The organism is Pseudoclavibacter sp. 8L (assembly GCF_902506465.1).
Lineage (GTDB): Bacteria > Actinomycetota > Actinomycetes > Actinomycetales > Microbacteriaceae > Pseudoclavibacter.
Genome location: NZ_LR733209.1, coordinates 1 through 18,909, shown reverse-complemented (window position 1 = coordinate 18,909; position 18,909 = coordinate 1). Strand labels below are relative to the sequence as shown.

Below are 18,909 nucleotides of genomic sequence, written 5' to 3'. Positions count from 1 at the left end.
TTACAAGGGAGACGTGGGCCACCGCCATTGCGTCACAAAGTTCTCGAGCCTCTCGGCGAACGCTCAGGGAGGAGCTCAGCGCGCCCCGGCTTGCTCGCGGATGAAGTCGACGGCTCGCTCCGCGACCGTCATGACCGTGCCGACCGGGTTCAGCGCCGGGATCGTGGGGAAGACTGACGCGTCGGCGATGCGCAGACCCTCGATGCCGTGCACGCGCAGCCTCGAGTCGACCACCGCGAGCGCATCCCCCGCCGCGCCCATCCGTGCCGTGCAGGACACGTGGTAGACGGTCTGGTGCGTCGCGCGGAGCACTTCGGAGAGCTCCTCGTCGGACACGACGTCGGGGCCGGGGAACACCTCCCGCACGAGGTGCGAGGCGAACGGCTCCTGCTGCGCGACTCGGCGAGCGAGCTTGGCCCCCTCGACGAGCATGGCCTCGTCGCGGCCGTCCGCATCGGTGAAGTACCCGTAGTCGATGGACGGGGCCACGTCGGGCGATGGGGACGTGATCCACACGCGTCCGCGACTTCGCGGCTTCGCGACGTTCGGCGCGAGCGACACGTTGTTGGCCGGGATGTCCGCGCCGAACCGCTCGGCGTGCACCGTCCAGGAGTGGAGCGGGATGTGCGTCGAGATGTCGGGGACGGCGCTCTCTGGGTCGACGCGCACGACGTAGCCGGCATCCCAGCCCGTCGCGCACACCTCCGAGCGCTCGCCGCTCGCCTCCCAGACGACGAGGCCCTCCGCGTGGTCCTGGAGGTTCTCGCCGACCCCGGCCAGGTCGAGGATGGGCTCCACGCCGGCAGCTCGCAGGACATCGGCTGGGCCGATTCCGGATCGCTGCAGGAGCGCCGGGGTGTCGATGGCGCCGCAGCTCAGGACGACCTCGCGCCGCGCCGTGATCGGGTGCGCTTCGCCGCGCTCGGGCCGCACGAGGACGCCCGTGACACGGCCGCCCTCGATGATGACTCGCTCGACGATGGAGCTGAGCACGACGGTCAGGTTCGGCCGGTCGAGGTTGTCGTGGAGGTAGGCGCGCGAGCTCGAGGCTCGGTCGTTGCTCTCCGGGTAGTAGCCGATCTCGAAGAAGCCAGCGCCCTCGACGAACTCCTCGGCATTCCACCGGCGTCGCTGCGGAATTTCGAGCGCCGCGGCGGCGGCGGTCACCGCATCCTGGATGTACGGATTGCGGTCCGCATCCGCGACCGGAACCATCGGCGCAGCGATCCGGTCGAAGGCCCGGCTCACCTCCTCGTAGCCCCACCCCTCGACTCCCGCCGCCGCCCACTCCTCGAGGTCGCCGCGCAGGGGGCGCCAGCTGATCATGGTGTTCGCGGTCGAGCAGCCTCCGAGGATGCGCAGCCTGGCCTGACGGATGAACGAGTTGCCGCGGGCCTGCGGCACGCTGCGGTAGTCGAGGTCGTACTCGCCCTCGAGCATCTCGGCCCAGCGACGGATGCTGCCGGCTCGCGGCTCGTCAACGTCGCTGGGCCCAGCCTCGATGAGCGCGACGGTGACGCTCGGGTCCTCGCTCAAGCGCGACGCGACGATGCTCCCCGCTGTTCCGCCGCCGACGACGACGTAGTCGAACAGCTGCTGGACTTCTGCGTTCACGTGCGACTCCACTCGGTCGATGCCGGTCTGCGACTCGGGCTCGCTCCCAGCATCCGAGCATCGACCCTGGCGACGCAAATACGAAAGCCTGAAGACGTGCATCGCTTTCCGTGATGCAAAGTCGCCTCAACATTCCTGAAACGAATGGGAAACGTCGGGGCTCCATCCTGGATGCTCCTGCGGAAGCCGCGCGATGAACGCCGCGGGACCAGCCGCGGCGCATCTCGCGAAGCGATGCGGCTGATCGCCAATCGCTATCCACCGAGCGCCGCCACGCGGCTAGGTTCGAAGCACGCAACCGCACTCCTTCCGCCAGATCTGAGGCCAGGACTGCGACGCGGCAACGACGCCGACCCCTGGAGTTCGCCATGCCCGAAACACCCGCAACATCCGTGGTCCAATTCGAGACCAGACACATCCTTCCCATTCCCGAGAACGAGCGAACCGGATCCGTCTGGTCGCTCTTCGCGATCTGGGTCGGCATCAACATGCTGCCCCTCACCGTCGTCACCGGGGCACTCGCCAGCGGCGGATTCGGCCTCTCGATCGGCTGGAGCATCGTCGCCATCCTGACGGGCAACCTCATCGGCGCGTTCGGCGCGGCCCTCCACGCCTCCCAGGGCCCGCACCTCGGGATCCCGCAGATGCTCCAGGCTCGTGCGCAGTTCGGCTACCTGGGCGGCAGCCTCCTGGCGGCCATCGCGCTGCTCATGTTCCTCGGCTTCTTCGCGAGCATCCTCGTGGTCGCGAAGGACAGCCTCGTCGCCGTCTTCCCCTGGCTCCCCGGCTCGCTGACCATCCCCGTGCTGGCCGTCGTCGGCATCGTCATCGCGATCGTCGGCTACGACCTGCTGCAGAAGATCATGAAGGTGCTCTCGACCCTCATCGCGGTGGCCGTGATCGTCGCGATGGTCGGGCTGCTCATGAATCCGGCGGTCACCTCCCAACGCGCCGAGGCCGGCTTCACCACGGAGGGCTTCTTCGGGATGCTCGCCATCGGCATCGTCTGGCAGCTCGCCTACGCCCCGTATGTCTCCGACTACTCCCGGTACCTCCCCAAGAAGACGGGCCCCGCCGCGGCCTTCTGGGCGACCTACCTCGGGCTCGTCCTGAGCAGCGTGTTCGTCATGGTCCTCGGCGTGCTGCTCGGCGCGGCCAACCCGGAGAACCCGCTCGGCGCGCTCGCCGAGCTGCTCGGCCCCGTCGGCATCGTCGTGCTGCTGATCTTCGGCCTGACCGCCGCGGTCATCAACGCCGCCGAGCTGTACTCGGGTGTGATGTGCGCGCTCACCGCGGCGCAGTCGAGCTTCAGCCGCATCACGATCACGAGCCGCACCCGCGTGACGGCGACGATCATCTGCGGCGTCATCGCCACGCTGGGCGCGATGGCCGGCGACTCCGACTTCATGGTCGTCTTCCAGGGCTTCGTCGCGCTGCTGCTCTACGTGCTCATCCCCTGGTCCGCCATCAACCTCGTCGACTACTTCATCGTCCGAAAGGGCGAGTACGCCGTCGATGAGCTCTTCCAGCGCGACGGCGGACGCTACGGTCGCTGGAACGCCGTCGGCCTCGGCACCTATGCGCTCGGCCTTCTCGCGCAAGCACCGTTCATGATCTCCGCGTTCTACACGGGCCCGCTCGCGGCTCCCCTCGGGAACGTGGATGTCGCGTGGATCGTCGGCTTCGTCGTCAGCGCGGTCGCCTACCTGGTGCTCGTCAAGGTGACGAAGCGGGACGATGGCGACCTCGCGAGCCCATCCGTCGCGGCGGACTCCACCGTTCCCGGGGCCATCGCCAAGGGCTAGCCCCGAACGGAGAAGGACATCGGGCCCGGAGCGAGTTCACTCGCTCCGGGCCCGATTCTCGGTGTCGGCCCGACGTACGGCGTCGGCCCCGACTCTCGGCGCACACAGCAAGGTGCGCCGCGCGGATCTCCGCGCGGCGCACCTTCGAGTCGCTCCTTCGAGTCGTTCCTGGCCTACTCGGCAGGCATGCGACCGTACCTGCGCGCCGCGCTGTGCGCGCAGCAGGAGCCAGCCCCTCGTGTCGCCCAGTCGGGCACATCCAGCGCCGGGTTGCGGTCGAAGAAGCCGTAGGGCTTCAGCTGGAGGCGGTAGATGTCGACGGGCATGATCGGGAAGTCCTCCGGCCGCGGCAGGTGCGTGGGACCGAAGGAGTGCCAGACGACGATGTCCCCGCCGTCGACGGACTCGGCATCGTCGACGTACGCGGGAAGCCCCGCGCCGCCCGCATGCTGGTTCGGGTACTTGCCGGCCGGCCAGCGCTCGTCCTCGTGGTACTTCGTGACCCACGTGTTGTGGGCGGCGAAGGTCGCTCGCTGGTAGACGCTCGACTCGGGGTCGGCGAGCAGCGTCGGCCACCCTTCGCCAAGCAGCTCGTACTCAGTCGACTTGCCGATCGCGTTGCGGCGCTCGTTCGACCCGATGTGCCAGGTCCGTCGCACCGAGCGGTCGTCGTCGAAGCCGCCCTCGGTCTCGATCCGCTCACGAGCCCACGTGAAGGCGTTGCCGTAGGGGTTCTGCTCCCCCATCGGGATGCGTCGCACCTCCGACCTGTCGACGTAGTTGTCCGGCCCGTCGACTTCCATGTCGAGCCGCGCGCAGAAGATGTGCTGGTGCACCGGCGCGAACAGCCCCGGCGCGATCTCCAGCCGGTGCGCCTCGGTCGCCCCTGGCACTCCCGAGCCATTGAACACGAGCCCGGTCGCCTTCGCCTCGACCTCGATGGTGCCGTCGAGGTACAGGTGCCAGTAGAAGCCGTAGTCGTAGTTGCCGACCGTGGCGATGTAGGAGATGACGAGGCGCCGCTGCCGACGCACATCCGTTCCGTAGCCGAACTCGGTGTGCTTGTAGAGGATCGACGCGTCCTCCTCGTGCATGCAGATCGCCTGGGGCACGCGCATGGCGTGTCCGTGGTCGTCATGGCTCATGCCGTCGAAGTAGTGGATGACGCCGAGGCAGTCGCAGCCGAGCGCAAGCGAGTTGGCGCTCTTGCCGAGGTAGTACTCGCCGGCGTCGAAGTAGCTGATCCAGTACCGGTTCCGGGAGGTGTCGCCGTACGGCACGATCATCTCGGGAACGGACCCGCGGTACATGATCGGTCGGCGTTCCTCGCCGTCGAGGAAGCTGAGCTGGTTGAGGACGAGCCCTTCCCGCGCGTTGAAGCCGACGCGGAACTGCCACCCCTCCCAGTCCACGAGGGAGCCGTCGACGGCGAAGCTCGGGCCTTCCGGCTGCGTGATCTCGATGGGCTTGAGGGTGGATCGCGCTGGGCCCACGTGCTCGTCGTCGTAGCGCCCTGAGGTCGCCGCAGTGACGACGTCGCCCTCGTCGAAGACGCTCACGACCTTGCCGGTCGTGAGGTCGATCGTCACGAGCAGGCCCTCGACGGGGTGCGCCCAGGCGACGTCGTCCGGGTGGTCGCGGAGGAACGTGAGGGAGCGGATCATGCGTCGCCCGATCTCGTCCTCGTAGCCGAAGTAGCCGGGGGCCAGCGGGGAGCAGAACGCGTCTTCGATGCGATCCTCGAGGCCGCGGCGGCGCATCGCGGCCTGCCATTCCTCGCTCGACTTGGCGATCTCCATCGCGCGGTCGTACTCCTCGAAGAGGTAGGCGGGCTGCCCGTAGGGGAACTCCCCGCTTGCTACCACATCACGGGATGCGATGACGCCGGCGTCCAGATCGACGACGTATTCGGTGGAGACGCCGGTGTCCGTCTCGAGCACGACGTACTCGATGCGGCGGCGCAGCGGGCCCCCCTCGGTGAAGCCGCGGACGAACTCCTTGTCCGGCTCGATGGGCATGACGCTGGGGAACCGGCTCTGCTCGGTGAGGAGCCCTTCGGCCTCGAGGATGGAACGGCCTCGTTCGATCTCGATGGCAGTGAGTGGGTCGAGCGGATGCCGGACCTCGTCGAGGTGCGACACCCGCTGACCCGTGGTGTGCAGGGGTTCTGTTGTGGTCATGAGCGCCTCCTCGCGCGGAACGACGGGGACTCTCCCCGTCGGAGATCGGGAGCACCGCTCGACCGTTGCGCGGTCGGGGTGCGGCACACGGTTCAGCCGTGCTGGAACCAGGTGGTCTTGAGTCCGACGTAGTTGTCGATCGCGTGGCGTGACAGGTCGCGCCCGAACCCGGACTCGCGGAAGCCGCCGAACGGCGTCGTGAGGCCGAGCGCGTCGACGGTGTTGACCGAGACCGTTCCTGCGACGAGCCGGTCGGCGACACGGTGCGCCCTGGCGAAGTTCGAGGTCCAGACCGAGGCCGCGAGGCCGTAGGTGGAGTCGTTCGCCTGGTGGACGGCGTCGTCCTCGTCGTCGAAGGCGATGATGGTGGCGACGGGCCCGAAGAGCTCGTCGACGACAAGCGGGTGCTTCGCGTCGAGGCCTGCCACCGCGGTGGGCGCGTAGAACGCCCGCGACGCTCCGCGTTCGATGCGCTCGCCGCCGAAGAGGATGTCGCCAGCGGAGCGTCCAGCATCCACGGCACGTTCGATGTCGTCCGTGTGGGACTCGTTCACGAGCGCGCCGCCGCCGGTCGACCAGTCGAGGGGATCCCCGGGAGCGTAGGAGCCCGCGGCGAGCTCGAAGGCGGAGATGAAGGCGTCGAGCACGGGGCGCTGCACGTAGATGCGGGAGTTCGCCGAGCACACCTCGCCCTGGTTGTAGAAGGCGCCGAAGGCCGCCTTCTCGGCGGCGAGCTCGACCGTCTCGACGTCGGCGAACACGAGGTTCGCGCTCTTGCCGCCGGCTTCGAGCGAGAGGCGCTTCATGTTGCTCTCGCCGGACGCCACCAGCAGGCGCTTCGAGACCGCAGTGGAGCCGGTGAAGGTCAGGGCATCGACGCCACGGTGCCGTGCGAGGGCTTCGCCGACGACGCGGCCGGAGCCCGTGACGACGTTGAGGACACCGGCGGGCACTCCTGCCTCGACGGCGAGTTCCGCGAGCAGGAGCGCGGTCAGCGACGACTCTGAGGCCGGCTTCAGGACGACGCTGTTGCCGACCGCGAGGGCTGGCGCGATCTTCCAGCAGGCGATCTCCATGGGGTAGTTCCACGGCGTGATGGCGGCGACGACGCCGAGCGGCACGCGCGAGACGACGGCGGTCGATCCAGGGGGCGTCGAGGGCACCTCGTCGCCGAGCTTGTCGGCGAGTTCCGCGTACCAGCGTATGGTCGCGACGGACCCGGGAACATCCACGGTCATGGACTGCCCGATCGGCTTGCCCATGTCGAGGGTCTCGAGGAGGGCGAACTCTTCGGCGCGGAGCTCGACGAGGTCGGCCCAGCGCTGCATGATCAGGCCCCGGTCTGCGGCGGCGAGGCCGCTCCACGTGCCGGCCTCGAACGATGCCCTGGCCGCCGCGACGGCCCGCTCGGTGTCGTGCGTGGTTCCGGCGGCGACTGCGGCGAACGCCTGGGCCGTCGCGGGGTTGATGCTGGAGACCACGGCGCCGTCCGACGCGTGGGCGCGGACGCCGTCGATGAAGAGGCGCCCATCTGGCGTGAGGGACTGGGCGCGGGCGTGCCAGTCGATCGAGGTGGGCTCTTCCATCTGCGTCTCCATTCGTCGGGGGCACTCGGGTCGTGCTCTGGAATGCTCAGCGGTGTCGCCGACCCGCGCGTGGCCGAGCGACATCGCTGTCGGTGGTGCATCCACACTGCGCCACGTCGGCACATCTACCAAGCACACGATTTCGATCTACTGCATCTGCATCTTCGATGCCGACGTGTCGCAGGCAGGCTCACCCGGCGAGCGTCGCCACGAGCATCCAGGCCACCATCGTCGCGTTGACGGCGAACGACACCTGCCCGAGCCTCGGACCCATGGCGAGGTCTCGCCACAGCAGCCCGCGTGCCGTCAGCCAGGCGAACGCCGTCGCGGCGGCGATGAGGTGCGCGAGCTGCACGCTCCCCTGGCCCCCGTGGTGCGACGACGCCATGGTCGCCTCGCCGGCGTGGCCCGCGAGGAAGCCGGCCACGAGCAGCGCGAGCATGGCCAGCTCGTCCACGAGGGCAGTCAGGTGCCGGCCGTCCCTCCGGCATCGACGGGCGGTCGCCATGCAGAGGAGGTAGATCAGCACCGCTCCCCCGAGGTGCAGCATCGCCTCGTGCGCACTCACGAGGCACGGGATCATCGCGACGAGCATCACCGCGTGGTGCACCAACCAGGAGGCTCCCGGTCGTTGCCCCGCGGTCCGCGGGATGCCCCTCACCATGGTGCTCATGAGCGAGGCAGGGCGTCAGCCCTCGCCGAGACCGTCCGCGCGGGACGCGGATGATGTGGCGGATGCGACATCGATGACCGTCCAGGCGATCAGCACCGACGCATCCACGAGCGCACGCTCGGCGGCAGGGCCGACGCAGGCCGCTGCGAACTCCTTCTGGTGATTGGCGAAGGGCAGCGAGTCGACGCCGATGTACGGGTGGATAGCGGGTACGAGCTGCGAGACGTTGCCCATGTCGGTGGAGGCGCGGTTCATGCGGCCGGCAGTCAACGGGTCGGCGAAGACCCGCCCGCGGGCGATCGCGTTGGCCGTGTACGCCGCCAGCGCCTTCTCGTCGGTCCGGAACTCCGCGTATGGCTTGCTCTCCGGCTCGATGCGCAGCGTGCTGCCGCTCGCCAGCGCCCCCGCCTCGAAGCAGCGGTTCACGCGCTCCTCGAGCCGGTGCAGCTCCTCGAGCGTGTTGGCGCGCACGTACCAGCGCCCCTCCGTGTGCTCGGGGATCGCGTTCGGCGCGAACCCGCCGACCGTCTGGATCCCGTGCACGCGCGTGTCGGCGGGCAGCTGCTGTCGGAGCAGCCCGAGCGCGAGCTGCGCGATGAGGAACGCGTCGTTCGCGTTGACGCCCTCGTCCGGATACGCGGCGGCGTGCGCTGAGACCCCGTCGTAGGTGATGTGGCTGTGGGAGACCGCGAACGGCCTCGCCTCGGCGACGTCGACGGGGGCAGGATGCACCATGATCGCGAGGTCGAGGTCGGCGAACGCACCGGCCTCGATGAGCTCGATCTTTCCTCCGCCGCCTTCTTCCGCGGGTGTCCCGTAGACGCGCACCGTCACGCCGAGCTCCTCGGCGAGCGGGAGGAGCGCGAGGCCCGCCCCGACCGCGGAGGCCGCGATCAGGTTGTGGCCGCACGCGTGCCCGAGTCCCGGGAGGGCGTCGTACTCGGCCATGATGCCGATCTTGAGCGGCCCCGTGCCGTACTCGGCGAGGATGGCCGTCGCGAAGCCGAGGTAGGCGCGCTGCACCGCGAAACCCGCATCCTCCAGCGCCGTCGCGACCCACGCGGCAGCCTGGTGCTCCTGCCACGCGGTCTCCGGGTTGGCGTGCAGTCGCTCGGAGAGCGCGATGAGCGACGGCGCCGCCTCCGAGACGCGCTCGTCGGCGCGGCGCTTGGCTTCCTCCACCGTGAGGTCACTCATCTCCGGGCACCCCATAGGAAGGAGCCGCCGTCGGGTCGATGCCGCGGGAGACGTAGTCGTCGCGCTGCGGCAGCCAGACCTCGAGGAGGTCGGCAAGCTCGGCGACGGGGTCGGCCTCCGTCCAGTCGACCCGAAGGTCGGTCACCCGCCAGCCAGCGGCCCGAACCACCGAGAGTCCCGCCGAGTGCACGGGCCCAGCCTCGCCGCCGGCTGCGATGGCCGCGCGCAGCGCAGCCATCAGCCGTTCCTCCAGCTCGCCCTCGGCGCTGCCGAAGGCGGCCACCATGAGGTCCGGAATCGTGGCCGCTGCGAGCATGTTTCCGCCCGCGGCGACCCCCTGGCCCTGGCTGTCGCCGAAGATGCCGAGCGCCCGGCCTCCCGAGTAGACGGCCGACCCGCCAGCCGCATCCACGACCAGCAGCTGCCGGTACTCGATGTGCTCCGTCTGCGCGGTGACGGTGTCGAGCGCCTCCCGAGCCGACGCGCCTGTGCGCAGCGCCTCGAGCAGGATCGGTCCGAGCCTCGGGTCGGTCACGTTCTGCGAGTTGACGGCACCGACGCCATCGGCGAGGTGCGCGCATCGCGCGGCCACGGCGGGCGACGACGAGCAGATCGCGGACCCAAGGGCTCCCGTCTCGTCTCGGGCCACGATGGAGAACGTCACTGGGCGTCCCCGTCCGCCGGCGTGCTGATGACGGCCGTCGCATCGATCTCGACGAGCCACTCGGGGCGCGCGAGGGCGCTCACCACAATGCCGGTCGACACGGGATGCACGCCTTTCAGCCACCGCCCCATGACGCGATAGACCGGCTCCCGGTAGCGCGGGTCGATGATGTACACGATCACCTTCACGATGTCGTCGAGCGACGAGCCTGCCTCGTCGAGCAGCATGGCGATGTTCGCCATCGCCTTCTCCGCCTGGGCCTCGACGTCGCCGATCCCGACGGACTCGCGCGACTCCAGGTCCTGGCCGATCTGCCCGCGCAGATAGACGACGCCGCCGGCCACGACCGCCTGGCAGAGATCGTTGTCGAGGTTCTGCTCGGGATAGGTCACCTTCGTGTTGAAGGGGCGGATGCGGGTGTGCGTGGTCATCGCGAAGCTCCGATCGAGGCGGGGACGGGGGTGCTGCTGGTGCTCGGTTCCGTGCGGTAGTCGGCGTAGCCGCGCTGGATCATGATCTGGTCGGCGACGTAGCTCGCGTCGTGCCAGACGCCCCAGATGAAGCTCGAGCCGCGCCGGGACTGCCACGGCAGGCCGAGGAAGTAGATGCCGGGTTCCGTCGAGACGCCACGCTGCTGCTTGGGGCGACCGCGCTCGTCCACGGCCTCGACCGGCAGCCAGCTGTAGTCGACCGCGAAGCCGGTCGCCCAGACGATCGAGGTGATGCCAGCCTCAGCCAGGTCGAGCTGCGCGAGCGGATGCTCGACGCACTCCGGGATGGGACCGAAGACGCGCGCTTCCGGCTCCTCCGGGAGGTCCATCCCGTTGCGCACGATGAAGGCATCCGCCTCGTCGAGGACGGACAGGTAGTTGGCGTCGCCGTCGGCGATGTTCTTCGCCAGGTCCGGCCCGAAGCTGATGACCCCGTCCTCGCAGCTGTTCGTGCGACCGACGAGCGTGATGCCGCTCGCCGCGAGCGCACGGAAGTCGACCGTGTGCCCGCCTCTCGCGCCGCTGACGGCGATCGTCACGTGCTCCGCCCCGCGAGGCGGCGCCGAGGACTCCCACTTGCCGAGCACGCCGAGCCACCAGACGAAGTCGCGATCCCGGTAGGCACGCGGCGGGCGGTCGTGTGGGCCGACGGAGAGGAAGACCTCCCGGCCGGAGCGGCGCAGCTCATCGGCGATCTGCACGCCGGAGGAACCCGCGCCGACCACGAGGACCGCGCCATCGGCAAGCTGCTCAGGGTTGCGGTACGCGCTCGAGTGGAGCTGCTCGATGCCGGTCGCGGCCGGCACGATCGCGGGAAAAACGGGCCGCTGGAATGGCCCGGTGGCGGCCACGACGTAGCGCGCATCGATCTGGCCTTCGCTCGTCTGCACGTGGAAGCCGGGAACACCCTCGCGCCTGCGCACCTCGGTAACCTCCACTCCGCAGCGGACCGGGGCGCCGAAGCGCTCCGCGTACTGCTCGAAGTAGTCGGCCATCTGATCCTTGGTCGCGAAGGCGTCAGGCGCGACGCCCTCGATCTCCATGGACGGGAACCGGTCGTGCCAGGCCGGCCCGTTGGCGACCAGCGAATCCCAGCGGCCCGTCCGCCACCGCTCGGCGACACGCTCCCGCTCGATCACGAGGTGCGGCACCCCACGTCTCGTCAGGTGCTCGCTCATCGCGACTCCGGCCTGGCCGGCACCCACGACGAGCACTTCCGTCTCCTGGAACGACATACGAACCTCCATGCTGGCGAAGAAACTCGCTCGCGAGCCACACCCCGGCCGAAGCCGGAAGCACCTGATCGCTGGGCAGCCACGTCGTCCGCCCCGAGTGACTCCACCAAACCCCACCGCGGAAGTGGCGGCAAATATGCGTTGCCGAGGCAGTCCATCGAATCTCTTGATGTGGATGCGCCGCCCCCGGGAAACTCGGGGGCAAGAGGTCTTCTCGGCCCCGCAGAACTGCATCAGAATTCTTGAACTGCAGCGTCGCTCACATCATCAGTCGAGATACCATCCGTGCATGGCCAGATCCAGCCGCTTCGACATGACCCTCACTCAGCTGCAGTACTTCGTCGCCGCCGCGACCAAGCAGTCGATGACCGAGGCATCCCTCGACCTGCACGTCGCGCAGTCCGCCGTCTCCACGGCCATCGCCCAGCTCGAGCGGTCGCTCGGCGTGCAGCTCTTCATCCGCCAGCGCAGCAAGGGACTCGCGCTGACGGATGCGGGCACGCAGCTGCTCCGCGACGCGCAGCCGCTCCTCGCCCAGGTCGACGAGGTCGCCGACAACGTGCGCGGTCATCACACCTCCGTGCGCGGAACCCTGCGCCTCGCCTGCTTCGTCACGCTGGCTCCCTTCGTGCTCCCCAGACTCATCTCCCGAGTCAAGGAGGAGCACCCCGAGCTGCAGATCGAGATCATCGAGGCCGATGTCGACGGCACGGTCGAGCTCCTCCTCAACGGCTCGGTTGAGGGTGCGATCGCCTACGACTTCGGGGCGGTGCACGACCTCACGTTCGACCACCTCTACGCGTCGCCGCCGCACATCATCCTCCCCGTCGATCATCACCTCGCGCAGCGGAAGCGGATCAAGCTGGCGGAGCTCGCCGAGGAGGACCTGATCCTCCTGGACATCGCCCACTCGCGCGACTACTTCCTCGGCATGCTGGCCGACGCCGGCGTGCACCCCGCCGTGCGCTACAGCTCGAGGAGCTACGAGACGGTTCGCTCGCTCGTCGCGCGCGGGCACGGGTTCTCGATCCTCAACCACCGCCCGGAGATGCCGCAGACCTACGACGGAGGCGAACTCGTCTCCGTGCCGATCGCCGAGAGGGTCGCGCCCCTCGACGTCTGCTTCGTGCGCCTCTCCGAGGTGAAGCCGAGCGCCAAGGTCCGTGTCATCGCGAAACTCGCGCGCGAGCTCTTCGGGACGACAGCCGACGCCAGCTGAAGCGAGCCCCCGCGTTCGGCCAGACGCTAGACGGAGCCATCCACGGCGAAGGGCTCGATCGCGGCGAGCTCGTCCTCGGTCAGCGCCGGCGCCTCCAGCGCGGCCACGTTCTGCTCGAGCTGCCCGACGCTCGACGCGCCGATGAGCGCGCTCGTCACCTGCGGGTGCCGGAGCACCCAGCTCAGCGCGAGCTGCGCCAGCGTCTGCCCTCGCTCCGCGGCGATCTCGTTCAACGCGCGGGCACGGGCGAGGTACTCGGCGTCGATTCCATCGGCAGACAGGAACCTGGACGTCGCGGCCCGCGAGGTCTCCGGCACGTCACCGCCGAGGTAGCGGTCGGTGAGGAGCCCCTGCGCGAGCGGCGAGAACACGATCCCGCCGGCCCCGACCTCATCCAGCACCGGCAGCAGGCCCCGCTCGATGTGGCGGTCGAACATCGAGTACCTGGGCTGGTGGATGGTGAGCGGGATGCCGTGTCCCGCGAGGATGCGCGCCGCCTCACGGGTCTGCGCTGGGTCGTAGTTCGAGACGCCGACGTAGAGGGCCCGCCCGGAGTCGACCGCCGTCGCGAGTGCCCCCATCGTCTCCTCGAGCGGCGTCTCCGGGTCGAAGCGGTGCGAGTAGAAGATGTCGACGTAGTCGAGGCCCAGGCGACCGAGCGACTGGTCGAGCGAGGCGAGCACGCTCTTGCGCGACCCCCACTCTCCGTATGGCCCCGACCACATGGCGTAGCCCGCCTTGGAGGAGACGAGGATCTCGTCGCGGTGGGCGGCGAGGTCCTGCGCGAAGATCCGCCCGAAGTTCTCCTCGGCCGAGCCGGGTGGCGGGCCGTAGTTGTTCGCCAGATCGAAATGGGTGATGCCGAGGTCGAACGCCCGGTGCAGGATCGCCCGCTGAGTCTCGAGGGGCCGCTCCCGCCCGAAGTTGTGCCAGAGGCCGAGGGAGAGCTCTGGGAGCTTCAGCCCGCTCCTCCCGGAACGGCTGTAGCGCATCCGCTCATACCGGTCGGGGGCGGCCTCGTATGCGGGGCGCGATTCGTCGGTCATGCACCGATTCAGCCACTTTCACTTTCGTAAGTCAATGGCGCGCCACATTTACGATGACGTAAGCTCTTTCGGGTGAACACATCGACGTGGATGCCCGGCCCCAAGAAGATCCGCTTCGGCGGCGACTACAACCCCGAGCAGTGGCCTCGTGAAGTGTGGGACGAGGACATCCGCCTCATGCGCGACGCCGGCATCAACCTCGTCAGCATCGGCATCTTCTCGTGGGCCCTCATCGAGCCAGAAGAGGGCATCTACGACTTCACGGTGCTCGACGACATCATCGGACTGCTCCACGCCGCTGGCATCGACGTCGACCTCGCGACACCGACCGCCTCCCCGCCCGCCTGGTTCTACCGGAAGTACCCGCACACGAGGGCCGTCACTCGCGACGGCATCCCCCTGGCCTTCGGCTCGCGCGGCATCGTCAGCCCAAGCTCCCCGGAGTACCGCCTCGCGGCGACGGCCATCGCAGCGAAGCTCGCAGAACGCTACGCGCAGCACCCGGCAGTCGTGCTCTGGCACGTCCACAACGAGTACGGCGCCCCGATCACGGAGAGCTACGACGACGCCTCCGTCACCGCGTTCCGCGCCTGGCTTCAGGACCGCTACGCCACACTCGACACCCTCAACGCGGCCTGGGGCACGAACTTCTGGGGACAGCGCTACGGCTCCTGGGTCGAGATCGACGCCCCACGCACCTCGGGCACGGCGAGCAACCCCGCCCACCGCCTCGACTTCCATCGCTTCAGCTCGGCGGCGCTCCTCGAGTGCTTCAAGGCCGAACGCGACACGATCCGCGAGCATGCCCCGCAGCCGATCACCACGAACTTCATGGCAGGCATCTGCCCGAGCGTCGACCTGTGGCAGTGGGCCGACGAGGTCGACATCGTCGCCAACGACCACTACCTCACCGCCGAGCAGGACGACAACCACATCCAGCTCTCACGCGCCGCCGACCTGACACGCTCGCTCGCCAGAGGCAAGCCGTGGATCCTCATGGAGCACTCGACCTCCGCCGTGAACTGGCAGCCCCGCAACATCGCCAAGCGCCCGGGCGAGATGCGGCGCAACAGCCTCGCACACGCGGCCCGTGGCGCCGACGCGGTGCTCTTCTTCCAGGTGCGGGCAGGACAGAAGGGCGCTGAGAAGTTCCACTCCGCCCTCATCCCCCAGGCCGGCGAGGCATCGCGGAAGTGGCGCGAGTCAGTCGCACTCGGAACTGACCTGGCCGCCCTCGCCCCGATCCTCGGGTCGCGAGTGCATGCCCGGGTCGCGATCGCCTGGGACTGGACCTCCTTCTGGGCGCAGGACCTCGACTGGCGGCCGTCCGTGGACCTCGACCACCGGGAACGGGTCGAAGCGTTCTACTCGACGCTCTGGCGCCGCGGCGTGACGGTCGACTTCGTCCACCCCGCCGACGACCTCACCGGTTACGACGTCGTGTTCGCCCCGTCCCTGTACCTCATCGAGGACGACGCCGCCGCCAACCTCCGCGACTACGCCTCAGGAGGCGGCACGCTCGCCTTCTCCTACTTCTCCGGCATCGTCTCGAGCAACGACGACGTGCCGACCGGCCCCTACCCGGGGCAGCTGCGCGACGTGCTCGGACTTGTCATCGAGGAGTTCCTCCCCTTGCGCGCCGGGGAGCGGACGACGCTCGCCGACGGATCGATAGGCCGTGTCTGGAGCGACGACATCGAGCTCCAGGGCGCGTACAGCGTCACCGACTTCGCCGACGGGCCCGGTACTGGCCGACCGGCGATCACACGGAACGGCTTCGGCGAGGGCACCGCCTGGTACCTCGCCACCGCGCTCGACGGCGCGGACCTCGACGGGTTCGTCACGGCCGTGCTCGACAGCGCCGACTCCACCTACTCACCGATCAGCGACCTCGAGACCGTCGTGCGCCACGGTGACGGCACCGACTATGTGTTCCAGATCAACCACGGGGCGCTGGATGCAGGGGCGGGCATCGTCGGGCACGACCTCCTCGCCGACAGGGCAGTGAGCTCCGGCGACGCCGTCCCGGGTGGGAGCGTCCGCGTCGTCGCCGTTCCGCGCGCCGACGGCTGACCGTGGCAGGCGCGGCCCGGGGGCTGACGGCCCCGGACGGCGACTGACGGTGACGGGCTGACGGCGACGGGCTGACGGCGACGGCGACGGCACACGGCTGACGGCTGACGGCTGACGGCTGACGGCACCGCTCGGAAACGGTCAGGGTCTCGTCACGGCGCGCTGATAGGAACGAGTCATGACACCCCAGACGACACCCGCGTTCGGCACGCCCCAGTTCGGTGCGAGCTCGACGGCCCTCGACGTCGTCGAGGGCACCGACCTGACCGGCAGGACCGCGCTCGTGACGGGAGCGAGCTCCGGCATCGGCGTCGAGACGGCCCGCGCGCTCGCCTCGGCGGGTGCGGCGGTGACGCTCGCCGTCCGCGACCTCGACGCTGGCGAGCGCACCGCGACCGACATTCGCGCATCCACCGGCAACCCGGACGTGCGCGTCGAGCACCTGGACCTCGCCGATCTCGCGACCGTGCAGAGGCTCGCCCAGGCCTGGACCGGGCCCCTGCACCTGCTCGTGAACAACGCGGGCATCATGCACACCCCGGAGCTCAGAACCCCGGGCGGCTGGGAGCTGCAGTTCGCCGTCAACCATCTCGGGCACTTCGCGCTCGCGAAGGCGCTGCTGCCTGCCCTCACCGAGGCGGGGAACGCGCGCGTCGTGGTCGTGAGCTCGAGCGGGCACGCCTCCAGCGGCATCCGCTTCGACGACCCCTTCTTCGTCAGGGACGACTACGACTCCGGACTCGCATACGGGCAGTCGAAGACCGCGAACGTGCTCTTCGCGCTCGAGGCGACACGTCGCTGGGCCGACCGCGGCGTCACGGCCGCGGCGGTCATGCCCGGCGGGATCTGGACGAACTTGCAGCGACACTGGGACCCCGAGGTGCTCGCCGACATGAAGCGACGCTTCCCGACCAAGACACCCGAGCAGGGCGCCGCGACGTCCGTGTACGTCGCAACCCGCGCCGAGCTCGGGCCCGGCACGCCGGCCTACTACGAGGATTGCCACCCGGCGCAGCTCGTCGAGGAGGTCACCGACGGCGTGCACGGCGTCGTCCCGCATGCCATCGACCCTGATGCCGCTCGCAGGCTCTGGGAGCTCTCGGAGTCACTCCTCGCCGACGAGGCCTCCCAGCCCGCCGAGCCCGAGCTCTCGAACTGAACCTGGAGCGATTTCCCGACGGAGCGCACCGAGTCGGAACGCGCGTGCGCCTCGCACCCGAACGGGTGGACGGCACTCAACGCCTACCTGGCTGCCCCCGGAGTACGTGCGTCAGCGGCCCGCGACATACCCGACGCACAGCCCAGACGGCCACCCATTGGAGCCCGCCACGGAAGAGATCCGCGCGACCATCCACGAGATGACCACCGAATACCTCGCCCACGCAGGTGTTCCCGAGCAGCCTTTCGGCGTCGACTGGGAGATCAGCCTGCCCGCAGGCGTCGACGAGGGCAGGCTGAATGGCGCGTGCATGGCTGCCCACCACGCGATCGACCTGCACGACGGACGCCTCGCGGCCCAGCGAATGCTGACCGCGCTCCGAGAGCTGCTGGCTGAACCGGCACGGGAGTAGGCACGGAGGTGGGCGCGCGAGGTGGGCGCGCGAGGTGGGCGCGCGAGCCCGTGATGGCGCGGGTCGGGGCGTCGGCGGGTCGCGGGGTCTTCGTGGGCACTTCCTTCGGGACCAGCTTCCGCCTCGCTAGAATTTTGTGAACCATGTTTCACGGGACTGCGGGGCGGCTAATCGTACACAAATACGAATATCGACCAACCTGAGTGCCTGCCATTTCTGGGGATATCTCCCGTGAACGCCCGCATGTAACTTCGGGGGCCTGAAAAAGTTATGCACGACCCTCCCAAGAATCGGACCGGTCCGGTAGGCTTGGGTCCATGCAACAGCACCGCAGCAACGACGTGGCTGATCCGGGGTTTGACCCTTCGGACCCTGCCTCTGTCGCGGCTCGCCGGTCGGAGATCCTCGCGATGGAGGAAGCGGCCGCGGCGATGCTCGCGGCCGGTGCCGCCCTGCAACTGCGAGCACACGCGGCCGCGTACGACTTCGGGCACGCCCTCGATGTCGCTGAGGGATGCGCGGAGTCGGCCATGCACGTGCGATCGATCTCGAACGAGGTCGGCCTGCTCGTGAAGCTCGCCGCCGGCACCGCCCAGGGACACCTCGCGTCAGCATCGGTGACGCTGCGCGAGTTCCCGGCCCTCGCCCTCGCGCTCGAGAGCAATGCTGCGACGCCCGCTCAGGTGCACAAGCTCGTCGAGACCGGCCTGAAGATCAACCACGACGACCCGGCCGAGCAGACCCACAGGCGGGGCGAGTTCGTCCAGGTCATGCTGGAGCGCGTGCGCCGAGAGCCCCTCCCGCCGGCAGCGCTGCAGAAAGCGGCCGAGCGCGTCGCGGAAGAGCTCACCGGGGAGTCCATCGATCAACGCCACGAACGCGCGAAGAAACGGCGCCGCGTGAGCGTCGAGGACCTCGGCGACGGCATGAGCATCCTGCGAGTGCTCATGAGCTCCTTCCTCGCGCACGCCATCCGCGACCGCGCACGCAAGCAGAGCAAAGCCATCATCAAGGCCCGCCCAAAGCCGGGCACCAATCAGACCGGCCTGGCCGGCGAAACCGGTCAGACGGGCGAGCCGGGCGAGCCGGCAGACGTGGTTGCGCCGGATGAGCGCACCCTCGACCAGGTCATGTCCGACGTCGTCGCGGACCTGCTCCTCACCAGCGACCCCACCATCTCGAGCGCAGCGAACGGCATCCAGGCCACCGCCCACGTCAGCATCCCCATCACGACACTCTTCCCCGACCCGGCCCGGCCAGCACGAGCCCCGGCGCTGCTCGAGGGCATGTCCCCCATGCCCATCGAAGACGCGAAACACCTCGCCGCGACCGCACCCGCCTTCATCCGCCTCCTCACCCACCCCATCACCGGAGCAATCCAAGCCGTCGACACCTACACCCCCACCGCAGCCATGCGCGCGTTCCTGAAAGCCCGCGACATCCACTGCCGCTTCATCGGCTGCCGCCAACCCGCCACGAACTGCGAACTCGACCACACCATCGACCACCAATACGGCGGCAAAACCGCCACCTGGAACCTCAGCGACTTCTGCAA

15 protein-coding genes are annotated in these 18,909 nt (G+C 69.2%); 6 read left to right on the top strand and 9 right to left on the bottom strand.

Translation table 11 applies throughout. The features are described 5' to 3' along the window. Positions 1 to 75: 75 nt before the first annotated feature. Positions 76 to 1,614, bottom strand: coding sequence for a GMC family oxidoreductase (locus GV007_RS18430; protein ID WP_201297774.1), 1,539 nt, complete (start codon positions 1,612 to 1,614; stop codon positions 76 to 78). Positions 1,615 to 1,982: 368 nt separating this feature from the next. Between GV007_RS18430 and GV007_RS18425 the strand changes: the two genes are divergently transcribed. Next, positions 1,983 to 3,419 carry a purine-cytosine permease family protein gene (locus GV007_RS18425; protein WP_160075221.1) on the top strand — a complete coding sequence of 479 codons (1,437 nt, stop codon included), beginning with the start codon at positions 1,983 to 1,985 and terminating at the stop codon, positions 3,417 to 3,419. 173 nt (positions 3,420 to 3,592) lie between these two features. Here GV007_RS18425 and GV007_RS18420 read toward each other — a convergent pair whose 3' ends face one another. The 7 genes from GV007_RS18420 to GV007_RS18390 all read right to left on the bottom strand — a co-directional run bounded on the left by GV007_RS18420 (position 3,593) and on the right by GV007_RS18390 (position 11,445). Further along, positions 3,593 to 5,599, bottom strand: coding sequence for a primary-amine oxidase (locus GV007_RS18420; protein ID WP_160075219.1), 2,007 nt, complete (start codon positions 5,597 to 5,599; stop codon positions 3,593 to 3,595). Positions 5,600 to 5,691: 92 nt separating this feature from the next. Then, entirely contained in the window at positions 5,692 to 7,185 is a 1,494-nt protein-coding gene (locus tag GV007_RS18415) for an aldehyde dehydrogenase family protein (RefSeq protein WP_160075217.1), read from the bottom strand. A 190-nt stretch (positions 7,186 to 7,375) separates the two neighbouring features. After that, positions 7,376 to 7,795, bottom strand: a complete 420-nt coding sequence (locus GV007_RS18410; protein WP_160075215.1) for a hypothetical protein — start codon at positions 7,793 to 7,795, stop codon at positions 7,376 to 7,378. Positions 7,796 to 7,873: 78 nt separating this feature from the next. Further along, complete coding sequence (locus GV007_RS18405; protein ID WP_160075213.1) at positions 7,874 to 9,055, bottom strand: M20 family metallopeptidase; 1,182 nt, start codon at positions 9,053 to 9,055, stop codon at positions 7,874 to 7,876. After that, complete coding sequence (locus GV007_RS18400; protein WP_160075211.1) at positions 9,048 to 9,719, bottom strand: DUF1028 domain-containing protein; 672 nt, start codon at positions 9,717 to 9,719, stop codon at positions 9,048 to 9,050. Before GV007_RS18400 ends, GV007_RS18405 begins: the two co-directional genes overlap by 8 nt. Beyond that, a complete protein-coding gene (locus tag GV007_RS18395) occupies positions 9,716 to 10,150 on the bottom strand; it encodes a RidA family protein (RefSeq protein ID WP_104331627.1) in 435 nt (144 codons plus the stop codon). Before GV007_RS18395 ends, GV007_RS18400 begins: the two co-directional genes overlap by 4 nt. Beyond that, on the bottom strand, positions 10,147 to 11,445 hold the full coding sequence (locus GV007_RS18390) for a flavin-containing monooxygenase (RefSeq protein WP_160075209.1): 1,299 nt from the start codon (positions 11,443 to 11,445) through the stop codon (positions 10,147 to 10,149). The genes GV007_RS18395 and GV007_RS18390 overlap by 4 nt, the downstream gene beginning before the upstream one ends. A 289-nt stretch (positions 11,446 to 11,734) precedes the next feature. On the opposite strand from GV007_RS18390, the gene GV007_RS18385 reads away from it, so the two are divergent. Next, positions 11,735 to 12,664, top strand: a complete 930-nt coding sequence (locus GV007_RS18385) for a LysR substrate-binding domain-containing protein (RefSeq protein ID WP_228502950.1) — start codon at positions 11,735 to 11,737, stop codon at positions 12,662 to 12,664. 26 nt (positions 12,665 to 12,690) lie between these two features. Here GV007_RS18385 and GV007_RS18380 read toward each other — a convergent pair whose 3' ends face one another. After that, positions 12,691 to 13,710 carry an aldo/keto reductase gene (locus GV007_RS18380; protein WP_160075207.1) on the bottom strand — a complete coding sequence of 340 codons (1,020 nt, stop codon included), beginning with the start codon at positions 13,708 to 13,710 and terminating at the stop codon, positions 12,691 to 12,693. A gap of 90 nt (positions 13,711 to 13,800) precedes the next feature. Between GV007_RS18380 and GV007_RS18375 the strand changes: the two genes are divergently transcribed. The 4 genes from GV007_RS18375 to GV007_RS18360 form a co-directional block, all read left to right on the top strand. Continuing rightward, positions 13,801 to 15,783, top strand: a complete 1,983-nt coding sequence (locus tag GV007_RS18375; protein ID WP_160075246.1) for a beta-galactosidase — start codon at positions 13,801 to 13,803, stop codon at positions 15,781 to 15,783. A 178-nt stretch (positions 15,784 to 15,961) separates the two neighbouring features. Further along, positions 15,962 to 16,942, top strand: a complete 981-nt coding sequence (locus tag GV007_RS18370) for an SDR family NAD(P)-dependent oxidoreductase (RefSeq protein WP_160075205.1) — start codon at positions 15,962 to 15,964, stop codon at positions 16,940 to 16,942. Next, on the top strand, positions 16,842 to 17,354 hold the full coding sequence (locus GV007_RS19340; protein ID WP_328809510.1) for a DUF5956 family protein: 513 nt from the start codon (positions 16,842 to 16,844) through the stop codon (positions 17,352 to 17,354). The genes GV007_RS18370 and GV007_RS19340 overlap by 101 nt, the downstream gene beginning before the upstream one ends. A gap of 317 nt (positions 17,355 to 17,671) precedes the next feature. Next, positions 17,672 to 18,909: HNH endonuclease signature motif containing protein (locus GV007_RS18360; RefSeq protein ID WP_160075201.1), on the top strand; the 1,238-nt coding region annotated here is incomplete at its 3' end.